General features: G+C 66.3%; 11 protein-coding genes. 3 read left to right on the top strand and 8 right to left on the bottom strand.

Features of this window, described 5'->3' with window-relative positions; genetic code table 11:
• Positions 1-28 precede the first annotated feature (28 nt).
• Entirely contained in the window at positions 29-925 is an 897-nt protein-coding gene (locus tag CEY08_RS04915; protein ID WP_076816194.1) for a sugar kinase, read from the top strand.
• A gap of 9 nt (positions 926-934) precedes the next feature.
• On the opposite strand, the gene CEY08_RS04910 is transcribed toward CEY08_RS04915, so the two are convergent.
• The 4 genes from CEY08_RS04910 to hda are packed head-to-tail and all read right to left on the bottom strand — an operon-like array spanning position 935 to position 4,187.
• Positions 935-1,426, bottom strand: a complete 492-nt coding sequence (locus CEY08_RS04910; RefSeq protein ID WP_076816192.1) for a 2-amino-4-hydroxy-6-hydroxymethyldihydropteridine diphosphokinase — start codon at positions 1,424-1,426, stop codon at positions 935-937.
• Positions 1,427-1,428: 2 nt separating this feature from the next.
• The gene (gene pcnB / locus CEY08_RS04905; RefSeq protein ID WP_042796479.1) at positions 1,429-2,790 is read right to left on the bottom strand and encodes a polynucleotide adenylyltransferase PcnB; all 1,362 of its coding nucleotides are present in this window, start codon (positions 2,788-2,790) and stop codon (positions 1,429-1,431) included.
• Positions 2,791-3,489, bottom strand: coding sequence for an HAD family hydrolase (locus tag CEY08_RS04900; RefSeq protein WP_063642249.1), 699 nt, complete (start codon positions 3,487-3,489; stop codon positions 2,791-2,793). It abuts the gene before it with no gap.
• A complete protein-coding gene (gene hda, locus CEY08_RS04895; protein ID WP_042796481.1) occupies positions 3,486-4,187 on the bottom strand; it encodes a DnaA regulatory inactivator Hda in 702 nt (233 codons plus the stop codon). Before hda ends, CEY08_RS04900 begins: the two co-directional genes overlap by 4 nt.
• 412 nt (positions 4,188-4,599) lie before the next feature.
• Between hda and purM the strand changes: the two genes are divergently transcribed.
• On the top strand, positions 4,600-5,649 hold the full coding sequence (gene purM, locus CEY08_RS04890; protein WP_042796482.1) for a phosphoribosylformylglycinamidine cyclo-ligase: 1,050 nt from the start codon (positions 4,600-4,602) through the stop codon (positions 5,647-5,649).
• Between the two features lie 100 nt (positions 5,650-5,749).
• Here the strand turns inward: purM and miaA are convergent, their stop codons facing one another.
• Both miaA and mutL read right to left on the bottom strand, forming a co-directional pair.
• A complete protein-coding gene (gene miaA, locus CEY08_RS04885) occupies positions 5,750-6,718 on the bottom strand; it encodes a tRNA (adenosine(37)-N6)-dimethylallyltransferase MiaA (RefSeq protein ID WP_076816190.1) in 969 nt (322 codons plus the stop codon).
• A 2-nt stretch (positions 6,719-6,720) separates the two neighbouring features.
• Positions 6,721-8,679 carry a DNA mismatch repair endonuclease MutL gene (gene mutL / locus CEY08_RS04880; protein ID WP_042796484.1) on the bottom strand — a complete coding sequence of 653 codons (1,959 nt, stop codon included), beginning with the start codon at positions 8,677-8,679 and terminating at the stop codon, positions 6,721-6,723.
• 102 nt (positions 8,680-8,781) lie between these two features.
• Here mutL and CEY08_RS04875 point away from each other — a divergent pair, with 102 nt between their 5' ends.
• Positions 8,782-9,420 (top strand): VTT domain-containing protein, encoded by a 639-nt coding sequence (locus tag CEY08_RS04875; protein ID WP_082884712.1) that lies wholly within the window; start codon positions 8,782-8,784, stop codon positions 9,418-9,420.
• Between the two features lie 103 nt (positions 9,421-9,523).
• Here CEY08_RS04875 and CEY08_RS04870 read toward each other — a convergent pair whose 3' ends face one another.
• Both CEY08_RS04870 and tsaE read right to left on the bottom strand, forming a co-directional pair.
• Complete coding sequence (locus tag CEY08_RS04870) at positions 9,524-10,912, bottom strand: N-acetylmuramoyl-L-alanine amidase (protein ID WP_063642247.1); 1,389 nt, start codon at positions 10,910-10,912, stop codon at positions 9,524-9,526.
• Positions 10,840-11,379 carry a tRNA (adenosine(37)-N6)-threonylcarbamoyltransferase complex ATPase subunit type 1 TsaE gene (gene tsaE / locus CEY08_RS04865; RefSeq protein ID WP_088607592.1) on the bottom strand — a complete coding sequence of 180 codons (540 nt, stop codon included), beginning with the start codon at positions 11,377-11,379 and terminating at the stop codon, positions 10,840-10,842. Before tsaE ends, CEY08_RS04870 begins: the two co-directional genes overlap by 73 nt.
• Between the last annotated feature and the right edge of the window lie 80 nt (positions 11,380-11,459).

The following is an 11,459-nucleotide window of genomic DNA, read 5'->3' as shown; positions in this document are numbered from 1 at the left end:
GCATCGATCACTTCACTGCGGCAGGTCTATGGGCGAAGCGCTCTTCATCGGACACACCTACATCGACGTCACCGTGCTGGCGGACGAATGGCCCACGGGCGACGAAAAAAGCGTGGCCCGCGACTACGCCGTGTCCTTCGGTGGCAACGCAGTGACGGCCGCGTTCGCCTGCGCGCGGCTGGGCACGCCGCCTGAGCTGATCTGCTCGCTGGCTTCGGACTGGCTGGGGCACATGTATACCGACATGGCGGCGGCGCATGGCGTGTCGCTGCACGCGCGCAAGGTGAGCCGTTCGTCCCTGTCCTTCATCATGCCCAATCATGGCAAGCGCGCCATCGTGCGCGCGCGCGACGTGGACTACCAGAATGATTTTCCGCGGCTGGACATCGGCGCGTACCGCGCCTTGCACCTGGACGGCCATCAGCCCGACGCCGCCATGCATTACGCGCAGGCGTGCAGGCAGGCCGGAGTGCTGACCTCGCTGGATGGAGGAGGGCTGCGCGAGAACACCGACGAACTGCTGCGCTACATCGACGTGGCGGTCTGCGCGGAGCGCCTGTGCGAACAGCTCGGGCTCTCTGCGCAAGGGCTGCTGGATCTGCTCAAGGCTCGTGGGTGCCGCATAGGCGCCGTCACCATGGGCGAGCGCGGCATGCTCTGGTACGACGAAACCGGAAAAGTGGATGTGCTTCCTTCGCTGGACGTGCCGGCTTCCTGCATCGTCGATACCTCCGGCGCCGGAGACGTGTTCCACGGTGCCTACGTCTGGTCCTACCTAAATCGTCCGGACCTGCCCTGGGCGGAACATTTCACGTTCGCGCGCGCGGCATCGGCCCACAAGATCCAGCATCTGGGCAATGAAGCGGGTCTGCCGCGGGTCGAGGACGTGGAACGCGCGATGATGGCCTTCGCGCCCAAGGAATAAGCGCCCGCCCTAGCTGCTGGAGATTCGTTCGATGGGCTGGTCGCGGATTGCGCCTATCCAGTCATCGATCGGTTCGCCTTGCAGCGTCAGTCCGGGCGCCAGGTCGCGCAAGGGCAGCAGCACGAAGGCGCGCAGGTGCAGGCGGGGGTGGGGCAGCACCAGCCGTTCGTGGTTCAGCTCGGTGTCGCCATACAGCAGCAAGTCCAGGTCCAGCGTACGCGGCGCGTTCTTGTAGGGGCGTTGGCGGCCATGCTGGTTTTCCAGGGCCTGCAGCGCATCCAGCAGGGCCAGCGGGGCCAGTTGCGTGTCCAGTGCCGCCACCGCGTTGACGAAGTCCGGGCCAGTGGCTTCCACCGGCGCGCTGCGGTAGAAGGGCGAGGCGGTTACCGCCGTGATGCCCTCGGTTGACTGCAATTCGGTCAGTACCTGGCGCAGGGTGGCTGCGCCGTCGCCCAGGTTGGCGCCCAGGCCGACGTAGGCGCGGACCAATGTGGAAGGCATGGTTAGCCGGCGCTGGGCGTGTTGCGGGACGGCGAACGGCGCGGACGGCGGCGCTTGCGGGGGGCGGAAGGCGCATCTCCGGCATCGCGCGGTTGGCGGGCGACTTCCTCGATCATCTCGGCGCGGGTGACGTCGTCGGCGTTGGCCAGGTCCATCCACCATTGCGCCAGCACGCTGTCGAATTCTCCGGCCGCGGCGCGCAGCTGCAGGAAGTCGCAGGCGGCGCGGAAACGCGGCTGTTCGATCATGCGGTAGATGGTCTTGCCCATACGGCGCTCGAAGCGCGGCTGCATGAACCAGATTTCACGCATGTCCGACGAGAAGCGGCGCTGGATAGCGAGTTTTTCGGTCTGTTCGTCCAATACCGAATCGGCAGCCTGCGACAGCGCGGGGATGGTGTGCTCGCCTTGGGCGCGCAATTGCTTCCAGCGCGCCTCCACCTGTTGCCACAGCAACGCGGCGAACAGGAAGCTGGGGCTGATGGTTTTGCCCGAGCGCACGCGCGCGTCGGTGCGTTCAAGCGCCAGCTCGACGAAGTGTTCGCCGCCAGGCTGTTCCAGCACCACGTCCAGCAAGGGCAGCAGGCCTTTGTGCAGGCCGTCGGCGCGCAGCTGGCGCAGGCAGTCCATGGCATGGCCGCAGGTCAGCAGCTTGAGCATTTCATCGAACAGGCGCGAAGCCGGCACGTTCTCGATGAGCTCGGCCATGGTGCTGATGGGCTGGCGCGTGGACGGGTCTATCGTGCCGTTGAGCTTGGCGGCAAAGCGCACGGCGCGCAGCATGCGGACCGGGTCTTCGCGGTAACGCTTGACGGGGTCGCCGATGATGCGGACCTGGCGCTTTTTCAGGTCGGCCACGCCATTGTGGAAGTCGATGACTTCCTCGTTGTGCGGGTCGTAGTACAGCGCGTTCATGGTGAAGTCGCGGCGGGCCGCGTCTTCTTCGTGCGAACCGAACACGTTGTCGCGCAGGATGCGGCCGTGTTCGTCGGTTTCCTGGTCTTCCGAGGCCGGAGCGCGGAAGGTGGAGGTTTCGATGATTTCCTGGCCGAAGACCACATGCACCAGCTGGAAGCGGCGGCCGATGATGCGGGCGCGGCGGAACAGCGGGCGGATCTGTTCGGGCGTGGCGTTGGTAGCCACGTCGAAGTCCTTGGGCTCCAGCCCCACGATCAGGTCGCGCACCGCGCCGCCCACGATGTAGGCCTCATAGCCATGCTGGCGCAGAACTTCGCAGACCTTGATCGCATGGCGCGAGACATTGCGGCGGTCGATGCCGTGTTTGTCGCGCGTGATGCGCAACGGCCCCCGGACTGCCGGCGCGAACAGTCGGCCGACGAATTTTCTTATGGTTTCAGTGATCATTTAGGACTTCGAATCTTCCATGTGGTCGAACAAGTCGATCACTTGCCAGCCGCGTTCCTGGGCGATACCGCGCAGGGTGGGGCTGGGGTTGGCTGCGATCGGGCGGGTCACTTTCTCCAGCAGCGGCACATCGTTCACCGAATCGCTATAGAAAAACGATTCGGGAAAATCCGCAAGCCCCAATCCCATGCCGGCGAGCCAATCGTTGACACGCACCACCTTGCCTTCCTTGAAACTGGGCGTGCCCAGGATACGGCCGGTATAGCGTCCGCGCAGGTATTCCGCGTCGGTCGCCACAAGGTGGGGCACGCCGAAGGCGCGTGCGATGGGGGCGGTGACAAAGCTGTTGGTGGCCGTGACCACCGCGCACAGGTCGCCGGCTTCCAGGTGGGATTGCACCAGGTCGCGCGCGGCGGGCGTCATGGAGGGGCGGATCACCTCTTCCATGAAGTTTTCGTGCCAGGCAGCCAGGTCGTAGGGCGTGTGCGCGGCCAGCAGGCCGAGCATGAATTCGGCGGCTTGTTCCGCGGTGAGCTCGCCGCGGTTGTAGCGATCCATCAGGTCGTCGTTCTGGCGGCGGGCTTCGGCAGGATCCCCCGCGCGGCCCGTGCGTGCCAGATAGTCGGCCCATTGATAGTCGCTATCCAGCGGCAACAGGGTGTGATCCAGGTCGAACAGGGCGAGACGTCGGGAGGTCATGTGCGTTGTGAATCAGGGTCTGCGAGCATGGCCCGCAGCAAAGGCAGGGTGATGGGACGGCCGGTGGCCAGGGAATAACGGTCCAGCGCGTCGATCAGCGCCGCCAGCTTGCGGATGTCGCGCTCGTGGTGCGTGAGCATCCAGTTGATGATTTCCGGCGCCAGGTGCATGCCGCGCTCGGCCGCCTGGGCAGACAGGGCCGCCAGCTTGTCGGCGTCCGACAGCGGGTCCAGGCGGAACACCAGGTCCCAGCCCAGCCGCGTGCGCAGGTCCTCGCGCAGCGGCATCGACAGCGGGGCGCGGTCTCCTGCTAGCGCCAGCGCAAAGGCGCGGCCGGTGGCGGCGGATTCGCGCCAGCGGTTGTAGAGCGCAAACAGGGCGGCCTGGCGGCTGTCATTCATGCGGTGCACGTCGTCGACCGCCACGAACTTGGGCATCGGCGACTTGGAGTCGGCTTCGGCCAGGCGGCGCAGCATGTTCTCGCCATTGGCGGCGTCGATGTAGACGGCGTCGGAGCGGGCAGTCAGCGCGCGCAGCAAATGGGTGCGGCCGCAGCCCGCGGCGCCCCAGATATACAGGGCGCGGCCCGGCAGCAGCGCGCGCACCGCCGCCAGCGCTTCCCCGTTGGGGCCGGCGATATAGTTGTTCAGCGATGGCGCTGGCGCGGGGAGAACGTCGAGCAGCAGCTGGCGGTTCATGGGAGCTTACGGAGTGCCGAAACGAGGCGGGCAGTACAGGTCAACAACTACGGATCAATACAGCAAAATCAGGGCGGGTATGGCCGGGCTGGGGTTCCAGCGGGTTTGAACCCTCGGGGGGATGAACCCTCGGGGGGGTTGAATCCTCGAGGTTTGATGCCCGCTTTTGGCGGGATCCCCGGATTGAACCGCCAGACTCGCCAAAATCAATACCGGCCAACCCTACACTTTAAACCACCTGGGGCCCGGGTGTCGCGTTCCGGCCCTCGGCGGGACGGGCCGGAGCCGTCCCCGCCGGGCCGTTTTGGCGGCCCGCCAGCGGGGGCGATCCCTGCTTGGGCCCGCAACATCGTAAAATGCAGGGCGTTCCACCAAAATCCCAGCAATTGTTACATATCCCACGGCATTTCTCATGACGAATCAACCTACCGCCCCTATGACCTACCGCGATGCCGGTGTCGACATCGACGCAGGCGACGCCCTGGTGGACCGTATCAAACCGCTTGCGGCGCGCACCATGCGTCCCGGGGTGCTGGCCGGTATCGGCGGCTTTGGCGGCCTGTTCGAAGTGCCGAAGTCGTACAAGGAGCCCGTGCTGGTCTCGGGCACCGACGGCGTGGGCACCAAGCTGCGCCTGGCCTTCGACTGGAACCGCCATGACACCGTGGGTATCGATCTGGTCGCCATGAGCGTCAACGACATCCTGGTGCAAGGCGCGGAACCGCTGTTCTTCCTGGACTATTTCGGCTGCGGCAAGCTCTCGGTGGATACGGCGGCGGCGGTGGTGGGCGGTATCGCCAAGGGCTGCGAGCTGTCGGGCTGCGCGCTGATCGGCGGCGAAACCGCCGAAATGCCGGGTATGTATCCGGACGGCGAATACGACCTGGCCGGTTTCGCCGTGGGCGCGGTGGAGAAGTCCGCCATCATCACCGGTCAGTCGATCAAGACGGGCGACGTGGTGCTGGGCCTGGCTTCCAGCGGCGCGCACTCCAATGGCTATTCGCTGCTGCGCAAAATCCTCGAGCGCGCCAACGCCAAGCCGGACGACGATTTCCACGGCCAGCCGCTGGTCGATGTGGTCATGGCGCCGACCCGCATCTACGTGAAGCAGGTGCTGGCCGCATTGGCCAAGCATGGCACCAGCATCAAGGGCCTGGCGCACATCACGGGTGGCGGCCTGCTGGACAACGTGCCGCGCATCCTTCAGCCTGGCCTTTCGGCCAAGTTGCACCGCGCCAACTGGGAGATGCCCAAGCTGTTCCAGTGGCTGCAGCAGCAAGGCCAGGTGGAAGACACCGAGATGTACCGCGTGTTCAACTGCGGTATCGGCATGGTGCTGGTGGTGGATCCGGCGCAGGCGCAAGCCATTGCGGCCACGCTGCGCGAACAAGGCGAAACCGTCAGCATGCTGGGCGAAATCGTCGAGCAGAAGGAAGGCATGGCGCAGACCTTCGTGGTGTAAGCGCGGTCCGTCCTCGGCAGTAAACAAACCGCCCTCGTGGCGGTTTTTTTGTCTGGCTTTTAACGTCCGGCCTTTGGCACCGCAATCTGGCTGCGGTTGTTCAGGCGCGCCCCGCCAGCGCGTTGGCCATCGCGTCGATGGTCTGCGCCACGGCGTCCGCCGCCAGGCAGTCCACAATGACGCGCTCGGGTTGCGCACGCAGCCAGGTGATCTGGCGCTTGGCCAGCTGGCGCGTCGCCGCAATGCCCTGTTCGCGGGCGGTGGCCAGGTCGACTTCGCCGTCCAGGTATGCCCACATCTGCCGGTAGCCCACGCAACGCACGGAGGGCAGGCCGGTGTGCAGGTCGCCCCGGGCGCGCAAGGTCCGCACTTCATCGAGCAGGCCCCGCTCCAGCATCGCGTCGAAGCGCTGCTCGATCCGGGCATGCAAGGCGGCGCGGTCGGACGGTTCCAGGCTGATCGTGAGGTACTGATTACCCTGGTCGTCCCGGGGGCGCTGGCCGCGCTGCAGCAGGGCGGACATGGGTTGGCCGGACAGCATGCAGATCTCCAGCGCGCGCTGGATGCGCTGGCTGTCGTTGGGCGCGAGGCGCGCAGCGGTGGCAGGATCCTTCAAGGCGAGTTCGGCATGCAGGGCGGGCCAACCCTGGATGGCGGCGCGCGCTTCCAGCTCGGCGCGTAGCGCCGGGTCGGCCTGCGGCAGATCATCCAGGCCGTCGCGCAGCGCCTTGTAGTACATCATGGTGCCGCCCGCCAGCAGCGGAATGCGCCCGCGCGCGCGGATTTCGTCGATCAGGCGCAGCGCATCGGCCACGAATTCAGCGGCGGAGTACGACTGGATGGGGTCCAGGATATCCAGCAGGTGCTGCGGCACCAGAGCCTGCTCCTCGGGCGAGGGCTTGGCCGTGCCGATGTCCATGCCGCGGTAGATCGTGGCCGAATCGACGTTGACGATTTCCAGCGGCCAGCGTTCGGCCAGCGCGAGGGTCGATGCGCTCTTGCCGGCCGCGGTGGGGCCGGCCAGACAGATGACCAGCGGCGTTGCATTGGGGGAGGAGGACGGAGCCAAGCTTACTGTCCGCGCAGGAAAAGCTTGTCCAGGTCGGACACCGACCATTGGATCCAGGTGGGACGGCCGTGGTTGCACTGGTCGGCGCGTTCGGTGGCTTCCATCTGGCGCAGCAGGCCGTTCATCTCTTCGATGGTGAGCTTGCGGTTGGCGCGCACCGATCCGTGGCAGGCCATGGTGGACAGCAGTTCATTGCGTTGTTCGGTCAGCAGGCGCGAAACGCCCACCGCGCCAAGGTCGCGCAGCACGGCGCGGGCCAGCGTTTCGATGTCGCCGCGGGCCAGGATGGCCGGCACGGAGCGCACGGCGATCGAGGTGGGCCCGGACGGCCGCATTTCGAAGCCGAGTTCGTTCAACTGATCTTCGAACTCCTCGACCAGCGCCACGTCCTTTTCCTGGGCGTGGAACACCACGGGCACCAGCAGGTCCTGACGCGGCAGGCTGCGCGCGTCCAGGGCCTGCTTGAGTTGTTCGTAGACGACTCGTTCATGCGCGGCGTGCATGTCCACAAGCACGATGCCGCGGCGTGTCTGCGCGAGGATGTAGATCCCATGCAACTGTGCCAGCGCCATGCCCAGCGGATGTTCCTCGTCGGCAGGCAGGGCCATGGCCGGCGTCGGAGCGGGCTCACGCAGCGGCGTCGTCTTGGCGGCCGTGTCGTCATCGAGCGGGCGGTAGAGCGACTGCCAGTCCGCGGCCGGGATGCCTGCCGGTTCGGCGTGAAGCCGGAAGGGCACCTGCGTGTGCGGACGCTGTGGCGCGGGCGAGGGACGCAAGCCGTAGGACGACGAACTGCCGCCGCCGCTGTAGGCGGCGGGCCTGGGCGTGTCCGCCAGGGCCCGAGGGCTGCCGGCAGGGGCGTAGGGGGCGGCTTGCGGGGCGGCCTCGGCGGTGGCGGCTGGCCGGGCCACGGTTTCAAAGCCGGCGTCGTCCGCCTCATCGTCCTGCGTTGCGGCGGACACCGCGGATGCGCCGCCGGTCTGCGCCAGCGTCTGGCTGACCGCATGAGAGACGAAACGGTGCACGGCGCCGCTGTCGCGGAAGCGGACCTCGTGTTTGGCCGGGTGGACGTTCACGTCCACGGCGGCCGGGTCGATGTCCAGGAACAGTACGTAAGCGGGCTGGCGGTCGCCGTGCAGCACATCCGCGTAGGCGGCGCGCAGGGCGTGGCTGACGGTGCGATCGCGCACATAGCGGCCGTTCACGTAGAGATACTGGCGGTCAGCGCGGGCGCGGGCGGCGGTGGGGCGCGTGATCATGCCGGCCAGGCTGACCGTGCCAACCGAGTGCGACAGCAGCAGGCCATGCTCGGCGAACTCCGCGCCGAGCACGTCGCGGATGCGCTGCGGGGGGTCGGCAGGCAGCCATTGGCGCTGCGCGCGGTCGTGGTGAAACAGGCGGAAGGCGATCTGCGGATGCGCCAGCGCGATGCGCTCCATGGCGTCGACGCAATGGCCGAACTCGGTGGCTTCGGAGCGCAGGAACTTGCGGCGGGCCGGCACGGCATCGAACAGTTGGCGCACGTCCACCGTGGTTCCCGGAGGACCCGACGCGGGGCTGACCTGCATGCTGCCCGCATCGATCTGCCAGGCGTGCTCGCCGTCGCGGGTGCGGGAAATGATCGTGACCTGGGCCACGGACGCGATGGACGCCAGGGCTTCGCCGCGGAACCCCATGGACGCCACCGATTCCAGTTCGTTCAGGGAGCGGATCTTGCTGGTGGCGTGGCGCGCCAGCGCAAGCGGCAGTTCCTCGGGCGGGATGCCGCCGCCGTCATCGGTCACGGCGATGCGGCGTATGCCGCCGCCCTCCAGGCGCACCTCGATCGCGCGCCCGCCCGCGTCGATGGCGTTTTCAAGGATTTCCTTGAGCACTGATGCCGGCCGCTCGATCACCTCGCCGGCGGCGATCTGGCTGATCAGCAGGTCGGGAAGCGCAAGAATGGAGCGGCGTTCGGTCATGTGGCTGGCGGTCAGGTATGGCTATGCGGATGATTTTAGCGTCATGGGCGGGTGGGCTATAGTCGCGGACAAATATCCCATTTCGACGGCAGGGTCGCTTCAATGCTCGAATTCTTCAATATGGTGCTCCACATCGATCAGACACTGGGTGTCTGGGTCGAACAGTATGGCGTGTGGGTGTATCTGGTGCTGTTCCTGATTGTTTTCGCGGAAACGGGGCTGGTCGTGCTGCCCTTCTTGCCGGGCGATTCGCTGCTGTTCATCGCGGGCGCGTTCGGGGCCACCGGGCACATCGACCCCTTCCTGATGGCGGGGCTGCTGATTGTCGCGGCGATCACCGGCAACACGGTGAACTACGCCGTCGGACGCTATATCGGGCCGCGCGTGTTTTCGATGAACCTGCGCTTCCTGGATCGCGGCGCCTTGATGCGCACGCACGCGTTCTACGAGAAGCACGGCGGCAAGACCATCGTGATGTCGCGCTTCATCCCGGTGGTGCGTACCTTTGCGCCTTTTGTCGCGGGCGTGGCCGACATGCCGTTGTCCCGCTTCCAGCTGTTCAACATCCTGGGGGCGCTGCTGTGGGTGGTGAGCCTGGTGGCCGCGGGCTACTTCTTCGGCAACATCCCTCTGGTGCGTGAGCACCTGAATACGATAGTGCTGCTGGGCCTGGCAGCCGCCATCGTACCGGTGGTCGGGGCCGGCCTGTTCAAGCTGATCAAGGCCAGGCGCGGCGCGTAAGACCGGAGGCGGCGCGTGTCGCCGCACAAGCTCCAGGCCATTCAAAAAGGGCGTTGCGCCGTGAAGCGCAACGCCCTTTTTTCATGCGGGGTGGCGATTGGCGTCAGCTTACGTCGCCCAGCCGGGCCAGCGGCGGATTGGCGGTGAAGTAGCGCTGGATGCCCGTCATCATGGCCTGCGCAAGCTTGTCCTGGTGCGCGGCGCTACGCAGCAGGGCTTCTTCCTGCGGATTGCTGATGAAGGCGGTTTCGACCAGCACGGAGGGAATGTCCGGCGCTTTCAGGACGGCAAAGCCGGCCTGTTCGACGCTGTTCTTGTGCAGGCGGTTGATCTTCTTGATTTCGTCCAGGAAGGCGCTGCCGACCTTGAGCGAATCATTGATCTGCGCGGTGGTGGACAGGTCCAGCAGCACCTTTGCCACCTGGCGGTCGTGGCTACCGAGGTTGACGCCGCCGATAAGGTCGGCCGCGTTTTCCTTGTCCGCCATCCAGCGAGCCTGCGCGCTGGTGGCGCCGCGTTGCGACAACGCGAACACCGACGAGCCATTGGCCGACGGCTTGACCCAGGCGTCCGCGTGGATCGAGATGAACAGGTCCGCGTGCACGCGACGGGCCTTCTGCACGCGTACGTGCAGGGGCACGAAGTAGTCGTCGTCGCGCGTGAGGTAGGCGCGCATGTAGGGCTGGCTGTCGATCAGCGCCTTGAGGCGCCGGGCAATGCGCAGCACTACGTCTTTTTCGCGCAGGCCGCTGCTGCCGATGGCGCCCGGGTCCTCGCCGCCATGACCGGGATCCAGCGCAATGGTGAGCATGCGCTGCTTGCCTCGGCTGGCAGTGGGGGGCGGGGAGGCTTTGGGCGCGGTGGGCAGGGGAGGCGCCGGCTGCTGGCCGCGCACGCGGGGCGGCTCGGGCGGGTCGGCGCGGGTGACCGGGTTGCGCTGGATGTCTTCCAGGATGCGCGCCAGCGGATCGTCCACGTCGGGCCCGCTCTGCTTGTTCAGGATGGCGACCAGCGGATCCTGGGCGATCTTGGGATACAGGTCCAGCACCAGGCGGTACTGGTAGTCGGCCACGGGCTTGAGCGTGAAGACCTGCGGCGCCACCGGTTGCTTAAGGTCGAACACCAGGCGGACCACGTTCGGGCGGTTCTGCGCCACCCGCAGGCTCTGGATATAGGGGTCGTCGGGGCGGACCTTGGAAACCAGGTCGTTCAGGGCCGCGCTGATGGTCAGTCCCTCAATGTCCACCACCAGGCGATGGGGGTTTTCAAGCGTGAACTGTTCGGCCTTGAGTTCGCTGTCCAGCTCCAACGTGACGCGGGTGTATTCATCGGCCGGCCAGGTACGCACGGCCAGGATCGTCGCTGCCTGCGCCAGGCGCGGCAGGACCGGCAGGACGAGCAGGGTGGCGGCGACGCTGATCAGGCGACGCCGGGTGGCGCCTGCCGAGGGGAGGGCGCCGACTGGGGCGGGGGGACAATCGCGTTCAACCATGTTTGTCCTCGAGCGGTGTACGCGGTCAGGGTGGCGTCGCGTCCGTCGCCTGCATAGGCTAGGGAAATCAGCAGGTCGGGAGGGGGCAAAAGACCCCCGGCCCGCTCCGGCCATTCGATCAAAACGACTGCGTCGTCACGCAGTAAATCCCGGAATCCTGCGTCCAACCATTCTCGCGTATCACTAAATCTATAAAAATCAAGGTGATAGAAGTATAAGTTAGAAACTTTATAGGATTCAAGCAGCGCGTAGCTAGGACTTTTGATCCGTCCCGTGATGCCGCTTTCCCGCAACAGGGCCCGCGTGAACGCCGTTTTGCCCGCGCCCAGGTCTCCCTGCAGATGGATATGTCCCCCCGCCGGACCGGCCTGGCCGCCGGAAACCAGGGGGGCGAGTTGCCTTGCCAGCGATTCCGTGGCGGCTTCGTCGGGCAGGTGCAAGGTCAGGCTGCAAAGAGGGGCGGACATGGCGCGGGGCGAGTGGTAAAAACGATGGAGGGAGCACGGATGTTTGCGCAATTATAGGAATGCGGGTTTCTGCTAACCTA

Source organism: Achromobacter insolitus (assembly GCF_002209555.1).
In the GTDB taxonomy this organism is placed as follows: domain Bacteria; phylum Pseudomonadota; class Gammaproteobacteria; order Burkholderiales; family Burkholderiaceae_B; genus Achromobacter; species Achromobacter insolitus.
This window is presented reverse-complemented; position numbering and strand designations above follow the sequence as displayed.

Bases quoted from the DNA above. Each gene is read 5' to 3' on its own strand.
- CEY08_RS04915 (WP_076816194.1), top strand. From the start codon at position 29: ATGGGCGAAGCGCTCTTCATCGGACACACCTACATCGACGTCACCGTG.
- CEY08_RS04910 (WP_076816192.1), bottom strand. From the start codon at position 1,426: ATGCCTTCCACATTGGTCCGCGCCTACGTCGGCCTGGGCGCCAACCTG.
- pcnB (WP_042796479.1), bottom strand. From the start codon at position 2,790: ATGATCACTGAAACCATAAGAAAATTCGTCGGCCGACTGTTCGCGCCG.
- CEY08_RS04900 (WP_063642249.1), bottom strand. From the start codon at position 3,489: ATGACCTCCCGACGTCTCGCCCTGTTCGACCTGGATCACACCCTGTTG.
- hda (WP_042796481.1), bottom strand. From the start codon at position 4,187: ATGAACCGCCAGCTGCTGCTCGACGTTCTCCCCGCGCCAGCGCCATCG.
- purM (WP_042796482.1), top strand. From the start codon at position 4,600: ATGACGAATCAACCTACCGCCCCTATGACCTACCGCGATGCCGGTGTC.
- mutL (WP_042796484.1), bottom strand. From the start codon at position 8,679: ATGACCGAACGCCGCTCCATTCTTGCGCTTCCCGACCTGCTGATCAGC.
- CEY08_RS04875 (WP_082884712.1), top strand. From the start codon at position 8,782: ATGCTCGAATTCTTCAATATGGTGCTCCACATCGATCAGACACTGGGT.
- CEY08_RS04870 (WP_063642247.1), bottom strand. From the start codon at position 10,912: ATGGTTGAACGCGATTGTCCCCCCGCCCCAGTCGGCGCCCTCCCCTCG.
- tsaE (WP_088607592.1), bottom strand. From the start codon at position 11,379: ATGTCCGCCCCTCTTTGCAGCCTGACCTTGCACCTGCCCGACGAAGCC.